This window comes from Siphonobacter aquaeclarae (assembly GCF_900103285.1).
Taxonomy (GTDB): domain Bacteria; phylum Bacteroidota; class Bacteroidia; order Cytophagales; family Spirosomataceae; genus Siphonobacter; species Siphonobacter aquaeclarae.
In genome coordinates, this window is record NZ_FNGS01000002.1 from 70,291 (window position 1) to 91,629 (window position 21,339).

Sequence of the window (21,339 nt, forward strand, 5' to 3'; positions counted from 1 at the left end):
AATGTTTGACACCCTCTGCCACTATCAGAATGCGATGTTTAATCCTCCTGTCCAGCTACGCGTGACGGGATAGTTTCCTACATCAATACCGAAATTGGTATCTGCGTTTCCACCAACAGCCGGGTCAAGACCATGATATTTTGTGATTGTAAACAGGTTATTAGTGGAAACAAATAAGCGTAGCTTTTCCATTTTAATACGATTCAACAAGGATTTTGGAAAAGTGTACCCCAGCGTCACATTCTGCATCCGGAGATAGGAACCATCCTCCACATAAAAAGAGCTCGATTGCGTATTAGTACTAAAGTTCGAGGCGCTTTCAAAAATTGGCGTAGTAGCGCCAAGGTTGCTCGTTGACCAAGAATTCTTTACGCGTTCACTAATTGCCGCTCCTGCGAAAGACGGATAAAAATCAGTAAACCACTTCGAAACGTTGAATACCTTGTTCCCAATAGAGCTATACAGGTAAGTCACCAGATCAAAGTTTTTATAACGCAAAGTCAGATTAAGCCCACCAACAAACTTAGGAACCGGACTTCCCAAAAAAGTGCGGTCATCCGCGTTTATAACTCCATCTCCATTCAGGTCGGCATACCGGAATCTTCCAGGACCTGCGCCATCCTGTTTTGCGGCTCCGTCAACCTCAGCCTTATCACGGAAAAGGTTGGTTACTTTATAACCATAGAATGAAGAAATAGAGTATCCGATTTGATTTCTGATGGGGTTAATCCCGCGGAAGCCGGGATTGATCGTAGTCAGGTATTGTTGGTCGTCTTTCAGCGATGTGATCTTGTTTTTGATCCACCCTCCTGTAACGTTTACCTCATAAGACAGATCCCTGGTGATCTGGCCTTTGTTGATCAATTGGATATCAACTCCCGAGTTAACCATTCGTCCGGCATTTACAGAAGGAACGGAAGCTGCGTATCCCACTTCGGCTGTAATCGGCACCTGATACAGGAGGTCCTTTGTGTCTTTCTTCCAGACATCAAAAATGACGTCGAGCTTGCCGTTGAAAAGTGTTGCGTCAAAGCCGATGTTAGACGTAATACTACTTTCCCATTTTGCGGAGGAGTTACCGATTTGAGAGCGGTAGAACCCTTCAACCACCTTTGAGTTGGTGCCGTTAATATCGTATACAGACTGTCCCAGCGCTGTATTATACTTGGAGTATTGGTTTGTCGGAGTCACGTTATTGGAATTCCCCATAATACCCCATCCACCACGAATTTTCAAATCCGACAAGAACGAAACGTTCTTCAGGAAAGGTTCGTCTGAAATTCGCCAGGCAGCAGAGAACGCAGGAAATACACCATAGCGGTTTGCTTTGGCAAACTTAGATGAGCCGTCCCGGCGTACCAATGCCGTAACGACATAGCGTCCGTCTCTGAACGAATACTTGGCCCGGCCAAATAATGAATAAAATGTAGCTCCCTTGTCAAGAACGCTGTTAACTACACGGGAAGACACATTTGTCATGTTGATGTAGTTAATGTCGTTCGACGCCGGATTTTGGCCGGAGCTTCCATTTTCCCTCATGATTCCCGTGTTCAAAGCCTCCTGGCCAACAAGCAGATCAACATTATGGAACCCAAACTGCTTTTTGAAGTTAGCCGTATTGGTAAGGGTCCAGGAGTACAGGAACCCCCAGGTTTCACCATAACCAAAGGCCGAATTGTTTTCGGAGTTCTCATATTGCCGGCGCGAATAATACCAGCTTGCATAATTATTGTAATTACCACCAATGCTGCTCCGAAGGGTCAGGCTGGGAATAGGGTCATATTCAAGGTACATGTTCCCGAAACCGCTGCCATTAAAGCCCCTGTTGTCTTTCTGTCCATCCCGTGATGCAACGGGATTCCGGGGATTATTAAATCCCTTGGCCGCTGTACCAGCATACCCCCCGAATACGTCATAAACAGGAATAATAGACGGCATCCGAAAAGCAGATAAAATATCATTTTCATCAGCTGAAACACCTTGTCCGCCATTCCCACCGGACATCCCCAGCACCTGCCGATAAGTAACCTGGAAATTCTCTCCAAAACGAAGATTTCGGGTTATGTCAAATTCTGAGTTCGCGCGGATCGTGTATCTTTTAAAATCGTTATATGTCAGAATACCTGACTGGTTCTGAATACCGAGGCCTACGAAATAGCGACTTGACTCAGTACCACCAGAAAATCCCAGCGAGTGACGCATCATCGGTGCAGTTCTCGTAATAGCCTTATACCAATCCGTTCCCTGCTTGTTCGCCGCTACAACCTGATAAATATCTCCTTTATCAAAGTCGAGGTTGTATTTCGCTTTTTCAGCAGCCAGATCAATTGTGCCAACTACACCGAAATCTTTACCAACCATCAAATAGTCCGGAATCACCGGGTTGGCACCTGAACCAAATTGGGGGTGCGTCCACTCCTTATCCCCTACTTTCCAGCCGCTGTTCCGAAAGGCATTCCATGTCCAATTGGCAAAATCCGTCGGATTCATCATTTTTTGTCCATGTCCGGGATCCGTTACGCCAAAAAGGCCATCGTATGTAATCGAGAGTTTTCTTGCCTGACGACTTCCTTTTTTGGTGGTATAAATAATCACCCCTGATGCGGCTCGGGCACCGTAAATGGAAGCAGAAGCCGCGTCCTTCAGGACGGTAGTCGATTCGATATCGTTCGGATTCAGGAAGTCCGTGTTCTGAATAGGCACCCCGTCAACCACATAGAGAGGCTCGTTTCCGCCAAAAGAGCCAAACCCGCGCACCCGCACCTGGCTCGTTGTACCCGGCTGCCCGTTCGTGATAACAGTCACCCCGGCCACGCGGCCCTGCAATTGCTGCTCGACGTTTCCGGAGGGCGTTACGGTCAGATCCTTGGTTTTGACGGTGGAGACGGCGCCGGTTGTTTCCCGGCGGCTATCCGTCGTATAGCCCGTCACCACGACTTCGTTCAGGGCTGATGCCTGCTCTTCCAGCGTAACGTCGACGCGCGTCTGCACGCCTACAGTGACTTCGGTTGTCTTGTAACCGATCGCCGAAACAATCAATACTGCATCGTTGCTTTTTATCGTCAGGGAATAGTCGCCGGAAGCTCCGGTATTGGCCCCCAGGTTGGTGCCTTTGACTAGGATGCTCGCTCCGGGAACCGGCTGCCCGGCGGCATCTGAAACCTTTCCGGTGATGCGTCTGTCCTGAGCAGACAACATACCCACCACCCCCAGGAAGAGAAGTAACGTCATGACAACGGAACCCCTCCATACATGGTAGAGATTTTTCATCATAATTGGAAGAATAAGTGTATAGGTTTTGTTCAAAAAACAGACAATTCTATCGCCTTTCCGGATGATTTCAAAGGACCAAAGTGTCTTTATTCAAGATTTTATTTAACTATAATAGGTCTATTTAAGGAATTTTTCTGCCTTTCTTTCTATAAAACCGGGGATATTCCGGACTGGTTAGTGTATTAGTATTTGTTGAAATAGTATCGATTATAAATCATTCAATTATCTGAAAATCAAGTATTTAAATAATTTTTTCGGTTTAGAATGAGCATTTTGATTGATTTTTGTATTATTTCAGAAAATATCGGAATAATCCAATAAAATTTATTGTATCCAAGTGATTCATTCGTCTTAAAATTTCCAACTCCGGCGCGCCATTTTCTTCATTACCAGTCATAAAATCGGATTTGGTCGCATTTCCGGCTGTCTGCATACGAATCAGGGCTGCTCCAATAATCCTAAAAAATCCGAACGTTACACACCCGGATTGTCCGGCTTTTCCCCACCTTCCCAAGGCTTATCATTTCTTTTCTATAAGTTAAAAAGCCTAATTGATCTTTGTTTTCTTCCAGGCAACTACCTGAAACTGGTTAAGTATCTCACCCTATTGAACGGAAAAACCTATACGCAATGCGCGGATCCTGCCGGGGAATTACCGGCAAACGCGCCAAACCTCCCGATCTTTTCAGACCTTTGCATTACATATGATTCACTTAGGAAAAAGAAATACCCTGACCGCACTGCGCCTGACGCCTCCCGGCATGTTCCTCGGAGATGGCCGCGACGAAGTGCTGCTCCCCAACAAATACATTCCGGAAGGACTGGCAGAAGGAGACGCCGTCAACGTCTTCGTCTACCGTGATTCGGAAGACCGCCTCATCGCCACCACCCTTCAGCCTGCGCTCGAACTATACGAATTCGGGCTATTGAAGGTAACAGCGATCGCCCCTTTCGGCGCGTTTCTGGACTGGGGCCTGGAAAAAGACCTGCTGCTTCCTCTTTCCGAGCAATCCCGCCCGGTCAGGGAAGGAGACGAAGTAGTGGTCTGCGTCGTTCCCGACGTGGAAACCGACCGCCTGATCGCGACGGCGAAAGTCGGACAGTACCTCGAATACGACCGGATTCCATATCAGGGAGGCCAGCAGGTGGACCTGCTGATTTACGAGCGGTCTGACCTCGGCTACAACGCCATCATCGACAACCACTACCGTGGCCTGATCTATTTTAACGAGGTTTTCCGGCCGGTGCGGATCGGCGAGCGGGTGACGGGCTACATCAAGTTGGTCCGTCCGGACAAGGCCATCGACCTGTCCCTGCAACCCCTCGGCTACGCCCGGAACATCGATCAGAATACAGAAAAAGTCCTGGAAGCCGTAAAAAGCCGCGATGGCTTTCTCCCGCTCACCGACAGCAGCGATCCGGCGCAGATTTATGCCGAGCTCGGCATGAGCAAAAAGAACTTCAAAAAGGCCGTTGGCGCACTCTACCGGGAAAAGATCATCCGGATAGAGGACGACGGCATCCGGCTTCTCTAACGAAAAAAGGTGGTCCCGGGAAGACCACCTTTTTTGTTTCCTCCGGCGTATCCTTATTCCACCGTGAAGTGATAGGTCCCGGCCATGAGGCGGAGCTTCCCCTGCGCGTCAGGCTTTTGCTCCCGGCCATCCTGAAGGATGCGTTTTTTTCCGCGAAGCGTCAGCGTAGCCGTGCTGTTGGCGGGAATCGAGACATCATAGGAAACAGCAGTGCCTGTGCGCTTCCACGCCGACCGGATGGTTCCGTAAGGTCCTTCGTGCTGTGCCTCGAAATGCTCCAGCCCGCTGACGAAATTCGGCTCCAGCAGCACATTCCGGAATCCGGGGTGCTGCGGATCCGGCTTGATGCCTCCCAGGCCTTTGTAAATCCATGCGCCGATTTCTCCGAACATGATGTGGTTCAGGGATATATCTGACTTTGCATCAATCGGCCAGTTTTCATACAGCGTCGTTGCGCCGTTTTTGATCCACCAGCCCCAGGATGGGAACGTCTCCCGCGAGGCCAGGGCATAAGCCAGGTCGGCATACCCGTTTTCGCTGAGCGCGTTGAGGATCGCTTTGGTTCCGAGCAGGCCGACATCGATGGCCTTGCCGTCGGCTTCAACACGCTTTGCCAGGTTCGCCGCAACCTTCGCTTTCAGTTCCTCCGGCACCAGCCCCCACTGTAAGGGTACGCTGAGCTCGGTTTGCAGTCCGCTGCCGTACATACCGGTCTCTCGGTTGAGGTACTTTGCGTTGACCGCCTGGCGGATTTTTTCGGCCAGCGCCGCGTACCGGACCTGGTCAGCTGTCTTTCCGAGTATTCCCGCAGCACGGGCGAGGATCGTCGCATCGACAAAATAATAGACTGAAGACGTCAGCTCTACCGGCGACTTTGATTTCACCGGCACCCAGTCTCCCAATCCCCAGGAGGTCAGTCCGTCCGGAGCAAGGTCCGCAATATGATCGACGTACCGGCGCAGGTTGTCGTAGTTGTCGGCCAGCGGCTGCGTGTCGCCGTAAAACAGGTATAAATTCCAGGGAATGAGGGCAATGGTACTCGTCCAATCCGGCCCGTTCGCCCACTCATATCCCCATCCGCTGGTAGGTATGATGGCGGGCAGCACGCCATTGGGTTGTTGTTCATCCCGGTGATCGCCCAGCCATTTTTCGTAGACAGTAATACCGTCGAAACTATAAAGACCCGTCTCCACGGCAATGTGCGCGTCGCCGGTCCAGCCGTTCTTTTCCCGCTGCGGGCAGTCCGTCGGATATCCGAACAGATTGGAGAGATAAGAGTTATTCGTCGCCCACCAGATCTTGTCAAGTGTCGGGTTCGACGAGCGAACCGTACCCACCGCCGGCACGTCGCTGTGCATGAAGTAGCCGGTCAGGTTTTCGGGGCGAAGTTCCGTCTCCCTCGGCGCGGTGACTTCCACATACTGAAACCCTTTGTAACTGAAGGAAGGCATAAAAGACTGCTCTCCTTTCCCGTTGAGGATAAAAATATCGGTCTGAAACGGATCGGTATCGTCCGTCGGCCGGTAGTGGACATCGATGTTGGACATGTCTGCACGACCGTCCGGATACAGGCGCTCGGCGTGTTTCAAACGAATAATGCTGCCTGCAGGACCGCTCACACGAAAACGAGAGACCCCCGAGATCGTCCGTCCCAGGTCAAAAACCCAGGTAGTATCATTCAGTCTCGTCAGGTTGCGCGTCCGAACCTCCTCCACGTTGCGGATCGGGTGTAATGCCTGAGCTACGACGTGTGTCGACGGCGCAGCGCGGTAAATCACTTCTTTCCAGCCTTTGTCGTCAAATGACGCCGTATTCCAGCCTGGCAATTCTTTACGGGAGTCGCAATGCTCCGCGGTATATATGCTATTGAAAATAATCGGACTGAGTGCCGTTTTCCAGGTTTTGTCGGTTGAAATGGTCTCGGTCGTTCCATCCTCATACGTCACCCGCAGGTCCAGGCAAAACGCCGGGCGGTTACGCCAGGGGGCTTCGTGAAAATACCAGACGGCGGTAGATTGGTGGTTGTACCAACCATTGCCGAGCAGTACGCCAACGGCATTTTTTCCTTCCTTCAGTTGGCGCGTCACATCATATGTCACATAAAGGGTCCGCCGGTCAAAGCGGGTATACATCGGATCCAGCCGGTGGTTGCCGATCTTTTCGCCGTTGAGAAATAACTCGTAAAGCCCTCCCGCGGCGATGTACGCCCGGGCCGAACGGATTTTCTTTTTCGTATCGAACGTCTTCCGGAAATAGGGTGCGGGCCGGGTTTTTACATCCCGCGAATCGCTGATCCACGCCCCCTTCCATTCGTTTCCATTACCGGTTTCGAAGCTGGCAACCGATCCGCCCGGCAGTACCTTTCCGTCTTTGTCCCATACCGAAACTTTCCAGAAATACTTCGTAAACGGGAGTAACGTTTTTCCTGCGTATGAAACCCGGTTGCGGTCAGACAGCACCTTGCCCGTCTGCCAGACGGAGCCTTTTCCGGCAGCTACTTCGGCGGAATCGGTACCGGCGATGAGTTGATACGCCGACTGCCTGGCGCCGGGGCGGCTGTCGGAGAGCTGCCAGCTCAGCCGCGGATGGAGCGCGTCGAGCCCGATGGGATTTGTCAGGTACTCTGTCTGCAACCGGACGGCCTGCCCGAAACCTGCGACGGGGAGAAACAGCAAATAGAGGGGAAACTTCATAGAGGCTCAGGGTTATCCGGGATTGTGCGGCTTCCCGTTTATCGGTTTTCAGGAAACAAACGCCCGCGGATTTTCAATTCAGGCCCCAAAAATAAGAGGCAACTACCAACCAACGTTCATACCCGGATGGTACAGGATGCCTCCGGCCGAGAACAAACGCGGATATACAAAAACGAAGAGGCCGGACAGCTTGCCCGGCCTCTTCGTTTTTGTATGCGGTCAGTACCTAAAGAGCGACGAACTCCAGATTGGCAGATTGATTTTTGCCATCCACCGGTACGCCGGACTGTTGCAGAATAAGGCTGCCTTTTTTCAGTTCGACTACCTTGAAGTCTCCCTTGAAGGCAGTAATGTCCACGGTCATAACCGTCTGGTCGCTGCTCAGCTGCCAGGTTCCGGCGTTCAGTATCTGGTTGTCAGGACCCATAGCCCGGACGATATTATTATCCCGAAACTGAATATTCATCTGAAAAATACTGACAGTAGTAGCTCCGAGACGCGATTGATCGATGGTCTTTCCATCTGAGGGATTAGACACACGGGAGAGTTTCCAGGAAGTGCTCACGAGTACTTCCGACTTCGTCAGGTCCTTGTCTTTTCCGCATGAAGCCAGGAAAAGAACCACCAGCACGAGAAAACCTGTAGAGATTTTTTGGATCATTTTCAATTGAGAAGGATGGTGATCGTCAGCCAGTAACGACTAAACAAAATTACTAATTGCCTTTGCGCTGGCAAAAAACGGATGTTATTTTGTTTGATCGGTACAGACCCATGAATACACGAATGCTTTCTTCCCGGCTGATTTTTGCCTGCCTGCTGGTCGCTCCGACGCTGATTCCGGCCCGCATACAGGCCCAGACCTGTGAGACGCCTGCTTTCCAGCCCGTGACCGGCAACGGCGTCATTGAATGGAATAAATTTCCGGATTTTTCGCTTCCCTTCAAGGTAATTTTCGGCGGTCCGAGAGGAAACGACGCCTCCCAGACGCCGCTCCGCAAAGGCTTTTCACACCTCGCCAATTTTTCAGGAACTGACGGCACCCAGCTGCCGGCACAAAACCGGGCCATCCTCTGGTACGGTACTGCCACCGGGCTTGGTCAGCCCTGGGAAACCATCGAATCTCCCTGGGCGAATAACATGAACGCTTACCGGAACAAATGGGCCGAAAACCTGCGCTCCTTCGCTGCGTTGTTTTCAGATTCCCAGGGAAAGGCGTTTCCGAATGCCGATATGCTCATGGTTGATATCGAGCGGCATTACAATACCAACGACAGCATACTCAGCCTGAAACGGCGCAACCTCGTACCGGCACCCTATTCGGCCCTGCCAGACGCAGCTTTTCTGACCCGGTACCAGCGGGATATGCAAAATCTGTACGCAGCGCCTCTCAAGTACATGCGGGATAACGGGTTACCGGCGTCGGTCAAGCTGACCTCCTATGCAGATGTGCCGATCCGGAATACCTTCGTCAACGTCGACGGGAATTCGTGGCAGGACTGGACGACCAACCCGGACCGCGTACACTACCTGACCAAAGACACGGTGACCAATAACGTCGGCGGCTCGTTTTACAACTACCAGGACTTCCTGCTGCCCTCGGCCTACTACCTCTACGATTCGCCGAGCCCGTTTGCCGGGAATTACCTCTCCTACCTGCTTTTTCAGGTCGAAGCCAACAAAGCCTGGAGCAAAAAAGATATCATACCGATTGTCTGGCTGCGGTATACCTCCACGCTCAACGGCGTACCGATCCGCAACTGGATGGCCGAAGCTACCGCGATATTTCCCTTCTTTTCCGGGGCGAAAGGCATCTGGGTATGGGAAAGTCCGGTACACTTCAATCCCACCGACAACCTGGCCATGTATGAGTATTTCATTCAGGGCCTCTACCGACTGTCGCAGTTCAAAGACTTTTTTGACGGGGGAACGATTTACATACCGAAATCTGCCCGGGATCACTTCGCCGATCGCGACCCGATCTGGCGGGGCGTTGTCAAGGGGAACCGCATCCTGATCGCAGCCCACGCACCTTTCGCTTCTGATAATCAGACCACTACATTAACTGCACGGTACGGCGCCTGGCAACAGACCCTCACCCTGAAAGGGCATGAAACGCTGCTTTGTGCGTTTGATATTCCGGAAACGGCTAATAATGTCCTCACACTCAAGCCCTATCCTAATCCGGGACGGGGTAATCTGACAGCCGAAGTATTCTCGTCCGCCGCAAGGCTGGCGCGGCTTCAGGTAGTATCGCTTTCGGGACAGGTACTGCTTGATACTTCCGTACAGCTCGCCGCAGGTGTAACAAACCTGCCGCTGTCGGCTTATTCCCTCCCGGCGGGCCTTGTAGTGGTGCGTATTTCCGACGGCACTACCCACGCCTCCTCACGTTTGCTTATCCGATAATTACCATGAACCGACTCCAGCACGAAACCTCGCCCTATCTTCTCCAACACGCACATAATCCGGTGGATTGGTACCCCTGGGGAGAAGAGGCGCTCGCCCGGGCACGGGAGGAAAACAAGCCTATTCTCGTGTCCATCGGTTATTCGGCGTGCCATTGGTGCCACGTGATGGAGCGGGAAGCATTCGAACGGGAGGAAGTCGCGGAAGTCATGAACAGGCATTTTGTCTGTATCAAAGTCGACCGCGAAGAACGACCCGACGTAGATGCCATCTACATGGACGCGATCCAGGCAATGGGTATACGCGGCGGCTGGCCGCTGAACGTATTTCTCATGCCCGACGCGAAGCCTTTTTATGGCGGAACTTATTTTCCCCGCAAAAACTGGCTTAGCGTCTGCGAACAGATTGCCGTTGCGTTCCGGGATCAGAACGACGACCTCCAGCAATCCGCCGAAGGCTTTGCCCGGAATATGCACGTCTCAGAATCAGAGAAATACGGGTTATCTGACGAAGAATCGGCCTTTTCTCCTGCTGAGCTCGAAAAGACTTTTCGCCATCTGTTCAACGGCTTCGATGCCGAAAGGGGCGGCACCCAGGCCGTTCCGAAATTTCCGATGCCGGCGATCTGGCTCTTCACCCTCCGGTATTTCCAGCAGACGTATGACCCGGCTGCGAAACAGGCGCTGAAAACCACGCTCGACGCCATGGCGACCGGTGGTATCTACGACCAGTTAGGCGGCGGTTTTGCCAGGTATTCAACCGACGGGGAGTGGTTCCTCCCGCATTTCGAAAAAATGCTCTACGACAACGGACAGCTGGTCAGCCTGTACTCCGAAGCCTGGCTCGTTACCAAAGAACCGCTATATAAACGCGTCGTATACCAAACCATTGACTGGCTGACGCGGGAAATGACCAGCCCCGAAGGCGGGTTTTATTCCGCGCTGGATGCCGACAGCGAAGGCGAAGAAGGCAAGTTTTATACCTGGACAAAAGCGGAAATTCTGGAGGTACTCGGTCCGGTATGGGGTGAACTCGTCTGTTCGTTTTTTCAGGTGACGGAAGAGGGGAATTATTACGAAGAGGCCACCCGTGAAGCCACGGGAACGAATATTCTTTTCCCGCAGCAGACCCTCGAAAGCTTCGAAATGGAACATGGGTTGCTCTCGGGCGAGCTCGACAATGCGTTCCGGCGCCTGCTGGACGCACGTGCAGACCGGGTACGACCGGGTTTGGACGACAAGATCCTGACCTCCTGGAACGGCCTGATGCTTCGTGGTCTGATCGACGCCTACCGGGTGTTCGGCGAAGCCTCTTTCCTGAACCTGGCCCTGCGGAATGCGGAATTTCTGATACACAAACTCTGGCAGGGGAAAGACCTGTACCATAGCTACAAGGAAGGCCGGGCGACGATCCACGCGTTCCTCGAAGATTATGCTGCCCTCACCGACGCGTTCATTCAGCTGTATCAGGTGACGTTTGACGAAAAATGGATCCGTATCGCTGAACAGTTCGCCGATTATACCCTGGCGCATTTCTGGGACGACGAAGACGGCCTGTTCTTCTTTACCGATTCGGTATGGTCAGCCGGTCTGATCGCCCGGAAGAAAGAATTGTTTGACAATGTCATTCCTTCGTCCAACAGCATTCAGGCAACCAACCTGTACTGGCTGGGATTGCTGCTCGACCGACCGGATTTCGCTGACAAAGCCGATCAGCTTTTTGCAAAAGTCCGGAAACTGATCCGCTCCAATCCGGAGTACGTAGCCAACTGGGCGTCGCTGGCCAGCTACCGGAGTAAGCCGACTGCCGAAATCGCCATTACCGGGCCGGAAGCCGAAGCGTTCCGGCGCCAGCTCGAAGCCCGCTACCTGCCGAACAAAGTACTCGCCGGCGCGACGGTTTCGGGCAGCTTGCCCCTGCTGGAAGGCCGGGCTGCAACCGGTGGTACTACCCGCGTATTTGTCTGCTACAACCGCTCCTGCCGCCTGCCGGTTGATTCGGTGGCGGCGGCATGGGAATTGATTGGCTAGGTACTTTTGAATTATCACTTGGAACGGGATCTGCCAGACGGATCCCGTTTTTTATGATTCGGCACCGGCATGGCCGGCTGAAAAAGCTATTTCTGTGCAACGAAAAATGCATGAAACGCGTCTGTTCGGCAACCGGACATGACCGGAAACCCATGCGCGCAACTTCCGGCAAACGCTAAACCACTCAACTCCTCCCCGCCTCGCATAACGCTCTTTTTACATGACACATTTCGCCCAGAACCACCGCAGCCGATGGAAGACCATCACCAGGCTGGTTGTTATTTTTTGCCTGCCTGTCCTGTCTGCACTTCCGGTCATCGCCCAAACGGGCCGGCTGAAGGCTTTGATACAAGTGAAAGACACCCTTGTCGCCCGCTACAACCGGGGAGATTTCGATGCCTTTTATGAACTGGCGGATACTTCTTTCTCGCATTACATATCCCGTCCGCAGCTTACCGAGTTTCTAAGAAGTCAGAAAAACAACGGGAAAATCGTCGCCACGACGCTACTCGCCGACTCGTCAAACGGACGTACCTATTTCCGGGTCTCTTTTGATCTGCGGGATATGACTATGGTACTTCGAACGACTTCTGACGGGAAATTCACAACATTCGGACTATCAAACCTTCCCGCTCCGCGGCTCCCCTACCTTCCCGTTATTCCCTGCAATAATCCGTTGAAAACGCCGCTGGACCGGATCGTCGATTCTGTAGCGCGGGAGTACTTCCGGAATCCGAATCACACCGCGCTGTCCATCGGCTTTCGCATCGGCGGGAAGAGCTACCGCTATCATTATGGTGAGTTAAAAAAAGGATCCGGAAAATTACCCGACGACGCTACCGGCTACGAAATCGGGTCCATTACCAAAACCATCACCGCTACCCTGCTGGCCCGCGCGGTTCTGGAAAAACGACTCGCGCTGAATGACGATATCCGGAAGTACCTTCCCGGCGACTACCCCGATCTGGCCTGGCACGGCAGCGCCATCAAAATTCAGGATCTGGCGAATCATACCTCCGGCCTGCCGACGCTTCCGGGGAATTTCGAACGGCAGTCGCCTTTTATCCACATGCAATCCTACGCCCACTATACCGAAACTCTGTTCTGGCAGGCGCTGAAACAATTCCGGCCTGATACGTTGCCGGGTACCCGTTTTTCGTATTCAAACATGGGGTTTGCGGTGCTGGGCAGTATCCTGGAGCGGATATACGGAAAACCGTACCGGTCCATCCTCAAAACCGCTCTGAACCTGCCGATGCCGCATACGCTCAACGGGTTTTCTTCCGGCAGGCGGGCGTCTGGTTACAGCGAAAACGGCCGGGAAGTACCCGCTTCCGCTCTCGGTCTGTTTGATGCGGCGGGCGGTATTTGCTCCAGTCTGCAGGAGATGCTTCACTATGTCGATGCGCAACTCACTGAAACCGACCCTGCTATCCGTCTGACGCACGTGCCCACGACGAATACCGTTCGCCTCAGCTGGGGTGTACTCACCCTGCCCTCCGGCGGTCGGATGATTCAGCACAGCGGCAGTACCGGAGGTTTCACATCCAACGTCACGTTATATCCCGAAAAACAAAAAGGAATGGTGATTCTTACCAATACGAAATCCAACGTCGGGCCGGTTGTGATTGCGTTGAGCAAATGGCTGTCTGACGAAAGCAGCACGGGAAAATAAGCGGATATCCTCCGCTTTAGCAGGATAATTTTCGGGACACATCACGCGGCATATTACCGGAACATCGTAATTTCCGGTCGGCATTCTTACTCTGAACCCGTTATGAACAATACCCGGCGCTCCTTTCTGAAACAGATGGGCGGGTCGGCGGCTGCGGCCGCCGTCGGCGGTTTGCTTACTCCTGCCTCCGCCCAGGCCTCCGGACAGCTCCGCGCTGTTTCCCCCAACGACACCCTCCAGATCGCGCTCATCGGCGCCGGTATCATCGGCCACTTCGACCTGGATACTGCGCTGAAAGTACCGGGTGTAGAAGTCGTGGCGGTCTGTGACCTGTACGACCAGCGCCTCACGCGGGCGAAGGAAAAATGGGGCAGCCAACTGTTCACCACCCGCGACTACCGGGAAGTACTCGCCCGGCCCGATATCGATGCGGTACTGATCTGCGTGCCGGATCACTGGCATGACCATATTTCCATCGCCGCCCTGAACGCCGGAAAGAACGTCTACTGCGAAAAACCGATGGTACACCATATCGACGAAGGCGCGGCCGTGATTGCCGCTCAGAAAAAGTCGGGAAAGGTATTTCAGGTAGGCAGCCAGGGCGCCAGTTCAGTAGGTACCCTTGAGGCCGCCAGGTATGTAAAAGACGGCGCCATCGGGGAGATTTCCTTTGTCGAAGCGACCAACGACCGGGTCGACGCCCTCGGCGCCTGGCAATACACCATTCCGTTTGACCTGAATCCGAAGGAAGTAGATTGGGACCGCTACCTCGGCGATGCTCCGAAACATGCCTTCGAAGCCAACCGGTTTTTCCGCTGGCGGAATTACAAAGACTACGGCACAGGCGTGGCAGGCGACCTTTTCGTCCACCTGCTTACCTCCCTCCATACCATTACCGGGTCACACGGACCAAACAAAATCTTCGCCCTCGGCGACCTGAACTACTGGAAAGACGGACGCGACGCCTACGACATCGTCTCCGGCCTGATGGACTATCCGAAAACAGATACCCTCCCGTCGTTCCAGTTTTTTACCCGGGTCAATCTTGCTGATGGCGGTGGCGGCTCCAACCGCAGCCGGATCGTCGGAACAGAAGGTTCCATCGAACTCAACGGCAATAACTTCACGCTCCGCCGGTTCAAGCGGCCGACAGCGCCTCCGTTCAGCCTCAGCTACGACGCCCTCATTACCTACCCGAAGGCCATGCAGGAAGCGTTTCTGAAAGAGTATGACGCGAAATACCCGAAAGATCAGTTCAGCAGAACCATTCAGAAAGAACCGGATATTGTCTTCAACGCACCCGCAGGATACGATTCCCGGCTGGACCACATGACGCTGTTTTTCAATGCTATTCGTGAAAACAAGCCGGAAATGATCAGGGAAGACGCGGTATTCGGGCTACGCGCCGCTGCACCGGCGCTCGCGAGCAATCTCTCCGTCGAGAAACAGAAACCGATTCTCTGGGATCCGGAAAAGATGAAGCTTCAGTCCTGACCGCTGTAAAACGACAAGCGGCTGCCGAATCCGGCAGCCGCTTGTCATTAAAAAGCAAGCGTATCTTTCTACGGCAGAATCCGGTCCAGTACATCCCGAAACTCCTTCTCGCTGAAAGGTTTATACAGCAGGTCCGTCATCCCGGAAGACAGGTACGTTTTCCGCTCTTCTGCACCTACATGCGCCGTAAAACCAAGTATGGGTAATGTCATACCGGTGCTACGCAACTGCTTCGCCAATTCGACACCGCCCATTTTCGGCATTTGAATATCGGAGATGAGGAGGTCGTACCCGCCGGTTTTGACCAGGCGCAGCGCTTCCTCGCCGTCGCCGGCTTCGGTAAAGGGGATCGCTTTTTTCCGGAGAATCATGCTGACCAGGAGACGGTTCATCTTGTTATCATCGGCAATGATTACCTTTTTACCGGCCAGAATGTCTTCGATTTCCCGCAGTGTACCCGTAGCTCCGGTTGTCGTACCTGACGCCGGCTGAGCCAGATCCAGGTCCAGTTCGACGATAAATTCAGCGCCTTTCCCCAGTTCGGAATCGACGCGGATCGTTCCCTTGTAGAGGTCGACGATCTTTTTACAGATAGACAGCCCGAGGCCGGTGCCGACCGGGCGCTCGGCACCTTTACCGGATTCGATCTGGCTGAAATCCTCAAAAATCAGCCGCTGGTTTTCCTTTGCGATACCTATTCCGGTGTCTTTCACGCGGATGGTCCATTTGGCGGATTTTTCGCTCCGGGACAGGATAGAGGATTTCAGTTGTACCTGCCCGCCTTTCGGCGTGAACTTGATGGCGTTACTGAGCAGGTTCATGACGATCTGCTTGATCCGGAAGGCGTCGCCCGCGAGCAGCAGCGCGGGGTCGATCTCCACCTGCTCCGACAGCCGGATACCCCGCTGGTCGGCTTGAATCTTCAGCATATTCGAAACTTCCGACAGCAGGGCCGCCGGCCGGATATCCTCTTTTGTCAGGACGACTTTCCCGCTTTCCAGTTTTGAAAAGTCCAGGATATCGTTGACAAGCGACATCAGAATATCGGAGGAAGAGCGGATCGCGTCTACTTTCGGCCGCTGCGCAGCGGAAAGATCCTCTACATTAATCTGTTCCGAAAACCCGATAATCGAGTTGAGCGGCGTGCGGATTTCGTGGCTGATATTCGCCAGGAATTCCCCTTTCATCTTGGCATACTGCGTCGCCTGCTGACTGTACCGGAGCAGGGCCAGTTCGTTTTTGTACAGTTTCCAGATGTTGTAAATGATAAATACCGCCAGCAGGACGACGATCAGGATAATGTACGTCGTCAGTTCGTCAAATTCTGTCACATCGTGCAGGGCATCAGACGTGAGTTCGGCCCGCTGGGCGTCTGCTTCGGCATTTTCTTCCGCCTTCAGCGTTCGCAGCGTTTCCTGGAGGTCCTTGAAAATCCGGTCATTCAGCAGCAACAACTCCGTTTCTGCCTGATTCAGGTTTTTCCGGGAATCAAGCAGTTTTTTGTAGTAGTTGTTGATGGCCTTCATGTTGGCCTGGTACCGCATAGTAGCAGGTATGCTGTCGGCCTTGTTTTTGGTGAATTCGGCAGAGGACTTGTCGAGCGTTGTTTCCGTCCGGTCCGAATTATTGAACGCATCGATGATACGCCCGAACAACTTCCGGTTCTTCTTCCGAAGCGACAGCTTCACCGAATCCACCCGGAGGGTATTGGCCGTCGTGCTGATTTTATACGGCAGGATCAGCGGTTCGGGAGGCTTGGGTACCTCCATCCGCACCGAGAGGTACATCAGGCTGTCTGTCAGCTTCTTGAGGTAGATAAACTGGTTGTTTTTGGCCTGTTTGTCCTCGATGAGCCGCCCCATTTGCCGGCTTTCCCGCTGCTGCTGGAACGCGCTGATGAGCTCGGAGACCTTGTGAATCTGACTGACGTATTTCTGCCGGTAAGTCGTATCGGACGTGACGAGGAACAGCCGCGAATTATTCTCGGCGAGGTACAAAATCGCAATACACGAATCGAGTTTCGCGTAGTCTGCCTTGACGGTGGAAAGATCCGTCAGGTTACTTCGGATGGTTTTTGTCTTCGTATTCGTCAGAAATGCCACAAAGGAAAAGGCTGCCAGCAGCACGACGAGCAGACTTAGCCAGGCAAATCGTTTGACGAATACCTTTCTGAACTTGTTTTCCATTTAATTGACCGAAAGGCGGGTTAGGTACTAAATAAATACATTCAGGAACGGAGCCTGTCCTGGTTTTCAGCGACAAAGGCGGCCCAGCTCCCTTTCTTTACCTGTTTGACTCCCAGCGCCTTACGGCCTTTGGAAGACGTCAGGGTATTTTCATGGAAGTGGTGGCAGACGGCTACGCCGACGGCGTCGGTCGCGTCCAGCCGCTCTCCTTCCAGTTTGATTTTCAAAATACTTTCCAGCATACCGGAAACCTGTTCCTTGGAAGCGTTTCCGTTGCCTGTTACCGACTGTTTGACCGTTTTCGGCGAATACTCCACAATCGGAATCTGCCGGGCCAGCGCGGCGGCCATTGCTACCCCCTGCGCCCGGCCCAGTTTCAGCATAGACTGGACGTTTTTGCCGAAAAACGGAGCTTCCAGCGCCATTTCGTCCGGTGCGTATTCGTCGATCAGCCCGGTAATCCGCTCAAATATCTTTCCGAGTTTCAACTCGTGATTATCGTACTTCGTGAGGTTGATGACCCCGTATTGAATCAGCGAAACCTGGCCCTTCTCCACAGAAATCAGACCATACCCCATAAATCGCGTTCCGGGGTCTACACCCAAAATGATCTTTTCTGCCATAGTTTTGCAACGGAAACGGATGGAGCGGGTTACCCCAACATGCCGTGTTCCGGTTTCTTATGCAAAATAACTTGAATAATGTAGCTTTTCGCCAATTTTCCCTCTTTCTCCTTAAATGGATTGCTCCAATTCTTATTTTATGGTTGGTTGTGCGGTCCCTTCAGGAGAAACAGCAGGACCTGGGACAGGTGGTAACACTTCTGCAACAGGCCTTTACGGGAAAAAACGGCGGCTGGCTGATCCTGACGCTGCTTCTCACCGCCGTCAACTGGTCCGTTGAAGCGCTTAAATGGCAGGCGCTGGCCCGCAAACTTGAGCCGATGTCGTTCGGTACCGCGCTGAAAGGTGTTCTGGCGGGTCAGTCCCTCGGCTTCGTATCACAGGCCAACCTCGGCGATATGGCGGGGAAGATGGGGTACCTTTCTGCCCGCAACCGGCTCGACAGTATCGGTGCGTTTCTCCTCGGCAGTACCATTCAGTTTCTCGTCACCCTGTTTGCCGGCACGCTGGCTTACACAGCCTTTCTCCTCCGCATTTCGGCCGGATGGGGCCACTGGGCCGTACTCACAGCCCTCTGGATCGCCTGCCTGATTACGTTCTGGCTGCTGACGCTGCGGGGACGGGCCGCTCCCCTGCTCGAACGGGTATCCTGGCTGGCGTCGTCCGCCCGTTTTTTCCGGATTCTGGAAACCTACAGCCGGAAGGACGTCGCGTATGTTACGACGCTGGCTTCGCTCCGTTTCCTGACCTACAGTCTTCAGTTTTTGCTTGTCCTGTATGGGTTTGAAGTGGGGTTACCGGTGGCGGATCAGTTAACCGTCGTCTGGTTACTTTTCCTGACGAAGAGTATCATCCCCGCCTTCAGTTTTTTGAGCGACCTGGGTATCCGGACGTTCAGCACCGTCTATTTTTTCGGGTTTTACGACGTCAATCCGGCATTGGTCACGTCCGCGTCTTTGACAGTATGGCTCGTCAATATCCTGATTCCGGTGCTGGTAGGTATTGTTTTTGTTGTCCAACTCCGGTATTTCCGGGCAAGCGGTGCTGCCAATGAGCCTTCCTGAATTTTTCCTGCTGGCTTTTTCAGCCTCCTGGCTCGTCGTCACACTGGTATTGCTGTCCGGCTGGACGCGTATGCCGGTTTTCCGGCCGGCGAAACGAAAGCCGTCACTGCCCCTGACAGTCATCATCCCGGTCCGGAACGAAGAGGAGGGGTTACCCGACCTCCTGGCCGACCTCGACCGGCAAACCTACCGGCATTTTGAAGTGATTGTCGCTGATGATCAGTCGACCGACCGAACCCCCGACCTCGTACGCGCCTTTGCCGCACACGCTACCTATCCGCTTACGCTGCTGCGCCTGACCGACGACCCCGGAACTTCTCCCAAAAAACGGGCTATTTCGCAGGCGATCCGCCGGGCGGCGCACGACTGGATCGTGACAACCGACGGCGACTGCCGTGTTGGCGAACACTGGCTCGAAACACTGGCGGGTTACCAAGAACAAACCGGCGCCGCGCTTGTAGCAGGCCCGGTCACCTTTCTGGACCGGGGTACGCCGGCCGACCGCCTGCAGATCGTCGAGTTCGCCAGCCTTGTGGGTACGGCGATGGTATCGCTCTTTCTGGGAAATCCCAATATGTGCAACGGGGCAAATTTCTCCTATTCGCGGAAGGTGTTTGAAGCGGTAAACGGCTTTGCCGGAAATGAAAACCTGGCTTCGGGAGATGATGAATTTCTCCTTCACAAAATCGCCGCACAGTTTCCGGTGGCCTTCGTCAAAAGCCGGGAAGCGCTTGTTAAAACCGGCGCGCATGCCTCCCTGTGGTCGTTTTATCAGCAGCGCCGCCGCTGGGCCAGCAAGTGGAAGCATTACAACGACTGGAAGATTCCTGCCTTGGCCATCTACGTGTTTTGTGTACACGCCGCACTGCTGCTGGGGATTGCCGGATGGGTATACGGGAGCGTTCCGGGGGCTGTCCTGCTGGCGTCTCTGGGATTGAAATGGCTGGGAGAATGGGCGTTTATTGGGTCGGTACTTGCGTTTTTCGGACAGCGGAAGTCTATTCCGTGGATCGGAGCAGTACAGGTGCTTTACCCCTTTTACGTTTGCTTTTTCGGACTTGCGGCGCAGGGGTCGGGGTATTCGTGGAAGGGGCGGAAGCTGAGGTAGTTATTTTTGGATAATCAGCGCACTACCCTCATATTTCTTCCCCCGAAATTCAAAACCGCTCACCTCCTCATACTCAGGATCCATGAATCCGAAGGCACAGTTATTACACCTGTCTTTCCGGAAAAACACAGTGATTGCCAGGGTATCCGCGGGGAAGTACACATACATCGGGGACTCCGTCACGGAAATGGATACATGCGTTTGCCCGTTGATCGGCCGGTCTCCTTTCCAGCCGCCTGAAACGGCTTTACAGATACCTTTTTCCAATTCATCTTTCGAAAAACCGGTAAATTCCAGCATGGCAGCGCCAGTGCACAGTTTTTTGTTGCAGCATCCTCCGAGCAAGAGAAGCAAGGCAAAAGCGGGGAAACAGTACTTCATAAAAATCGCAAAGGCTGGATATGTGGCAATTCTTCCGCAGGTTTCGGGGAAGTTCCGAATCTTTCCGGAAACCATCGCCGATATTTGACCTGATTTTAGCTATTTCAGTTACAAAATGGCTCTGTTCTTCCATAAAACCATTCCCCTGCTGCGGCGTATCTATCCGGAGATGACGTGGCGTATTCCATCCTCAGTACCAACAGTTTACCTGACATTCGACGACGGACCGATTCCGGAAGTAACCGAATTTGTCCTCGAAACCCTCGGCCGGTACGACGCGAAAGCCACCTTTTTCTGCATCGGGGATAACATCCGCAAGCACCCGGAGGTATTCAGGCAGGTTGTTGACGCCGGGCATTCGGTCGGAAACCATACCTTCAACCACCTCAAAGGCTGGCACACGGAAGATCAGGTCTATTTCGAAAATACTGCCGCCTGTCAGGCCCTGTTGCCGCCAACACGACTGTTCCGGCCGCCGTATGGTCGCATCCGCAAGCGGCAGGCTCAGCACCTGCTCGCCGACCATGAAATTATTATGTGGGATGTACTGACGGGCGACTACTCGCCGTCCCTCTCGCCCGAATCGGTTCTGAAAGGAACAACACGGGCCTGTGAATCAGGTAGTCTGGTGGTATTTCACGACAGTATCAAAGCCTGGCGCAACATGAGCTATGCCCTGCCCCGGACGGTTGAGTACCTGCTCGAACGCGGTTTCCGGCTGGAAACGCTGCCGATGCTTCCCCGGTAAAAACCGTTTATCGCGTGATTGCAGCTTATTTGCACTTATCTGGGGACGATCGTAGATTTTTTTCGCAGGATTGAAATCCCTTTTGCATTTTTCCCGTTCAACGTCACAACACCACGTTGGAAA

At 53.3% G+C, this 21,339-nt stretch carries 14 protein-coding genes; 8 read left to right on the top strand and 6 right to left on the bottom strand.

Going from position 1 to position 21,339, the window contains the following annotated elements; translation table 11 throughout:
- Window positions 1-24: 24 nt before the first annotated feature.
- Window positions 25-3,273, bottom strand: a complete 3,249-nt coding sequence (locus BLR09_RS03740) for a SusC/RagA family TonB-linked outer membrane protein (protein WP_394331397.1) — start codon at window positions 3,271-3,273, stop codon at window positions 25-27.
- 704 nt (window positions 3,274-3,977) lie between these two features.
- Between BLR09_RS03740 and BLR09_RS03745 the strand changes: the two genes are divergently transcribed.
- Complete coding sequence (locus BLR09_RS03745; protein WP_093197998.1) at window positions 3,978-4,808, top strand: CvfB family protein; 831 nt, start codon at window positions 3,978-3,980, stop codon at window positions 4,806-4,808.
- A gap of 53 nt (window positions 4,809-4,861) precedes the next feature.
- Here BLR09_RS03745 and BLR09_RS03750 read toward each other — a convergent pair whose 3' ends face one another.
- Window positions 4,862-7,501: an alpha-L-rhamnosidase gene (locus BLR09_RS03750; protein WP_093198000.1), complete on the bottom strand. Its 2,640-nt coding sequence runs from the start codon at window positions 7,499-7,501 to the stop codon at window positions 4,862-4,864.
- A 226-nt stretch (window positions 7,502-7,727) separates the two neighbouring features.
- Window positions 7,728-8,162, bottom strand: a complete 435-nt coding sequence (locus BLR09_RS03755; RefSeq protein WP_093198003.1) for a hypothetical protein — start codon at window positions 8,160-8,162, stop codon at window positions 7,728-7,730.
- A 110-nt stretch (window positions 8,163-8,272) separates the two neighbouring features.
- Between BLR09_RS03755 and BLR09_RS03760 the strand changes: the two genes are divergently transcribed.
- From BLR09_RS03760 to BLR09_RS03775, 4 genes are all read left to right on the top strand, one after another.
- Entirely contained in the window at window positions 8,273-9,907 is a 1,635-nt protein-coding gene (locus BLR09_RS03760; protein WP_093198005.1) for a T9SS type A sorting domain-containing protein, read from the top strand.
- A gap of 5 nt (window positions 9,908-9,912) precedes the next feature.
- On the top strand, window positions 9,913-11,937 hold the full coding sequence (locus tag BLR09_RS03765) for a thioredoxin domain-containing protein (protein WP_093198008.1): 2,025 nt from the start codon (window positions 9,913-9,915) through the stop codon (window positions 11,935-11,937).
- A gap of 220 nt (window positions 11,938-12,157) precedes the next feature.
- Window positions 12,158-13,612, top strand: a complete 1,455-nt coding sequence (locus BLR09_RS03770) for a serine hydrolase domain-containing protein (protein ID WP_093198010.1) — start codon at window positions 12,158-12,160, stop codon at window positions 13,610-13,612.
- Between the two features lie 102 nt (window positions 13,613-13,714).
- Window positions 13,715-15,106 carry a Gfo/Idh/MocA family protein gene (locus tag BLR09_RS03775; RefSeq protein WP_093198013.1) on the top strand — a complete coding sequence of 464 codons (1,392 nt, stop codon included), beginning with the start codon at window positions 13,715-13,717 and terminating at the stop codon, window positions 15,104-15,106.
- A 68-nt stretch (window positions 15,107-15,174) separates the two neighbouring features.
- Here the strand turns inward: BLR09_RS03775 and BLR09_RS03780 are convergent, their stop codons facing one another.
- Complete coding sequence (locus BLR09_RS03780) at window positions 15,175-17,292, bottom strand: hybrid sensor histidine kinase/response regulator (RefSeq protein ID WP_093198016.1); 2,118 nt, start codon at window positions 17,290-17,292, stop codon at window positions 15,175-15,177.
- Between the two features lie 41 nt (window positions 17,293-17,333).
- Window positions 17,334-17,915, bottom strand: a complete 582-nt coding sequence (ruvC, locus tag BLR09_RS03785; RefSeq protein ID WP_093198018.1) for a crossover junction endodeoxyribonuclease RuvC — start codon at window positions 17,913-17,915, stop codon at window positions 17,334-17,336.
- 59 nt (window positions 17,916-17,974) lie between these two features.
- Here ruvC and BLR09_RS03790 point away from each other — a divergent pair, with 59 nt between their 5' ends.
- Entirely contained in the window at window positions 17,975-18,979 is a 1,005-nt protein-coding gene (locus BLR09_RS03790; protein WP_093198021.1) for a lysylphosphatidylglycerol synthase domain-containing protein, read from the top strand.
- The gene (locus BLR09_RS03795; RefSeq protein WP_093198023.1) at window positions 18,966-20,087 is read left to right on the top strand and encodes a glycosyltransferase; all 1,122 of its coding nucleotides are present in this window, start codon (window positions 18,966-18,968) and stop codon (window positions 20,085-20,087) included. Before BLR09_RS03790 ends, BLR09_RS03795 begins: the two co-directional genes overlap by 14 nt.
- On the opposite strand, the gene BLR09_RS03800 is transcribed toward BLR09_RS03795, so the two are convergent.
- Window positions 20,088-20,387, bottom strand: a complete 300-nt coding sequence (locus BLR09_RS03800; RefSeq protein ID WP_093198026.1) for a hypothetical protein — start codon at window positions 20,385-20,387, stop codon at window positions 20,088-20,090.
- Between the two features lie 196 nt (window positions 20,388-20,583).
- Here BLR09_RS03800 and BLR09_RS03805 point away from each other — a divergent pair, with 196 nt between their 5' ends.
- A complete protein-coding gene (locus BLR09_RS03805) occupies window positions 20,584-21,216 on the top strand; it encodes a polysaccharide deacetylase family protein (protein ID WP_093198029.1) in 633 nt (210 codons plus the stop codon).
- Window positions 21,217-21,339 lie beyond the last annotated feature (123 nt).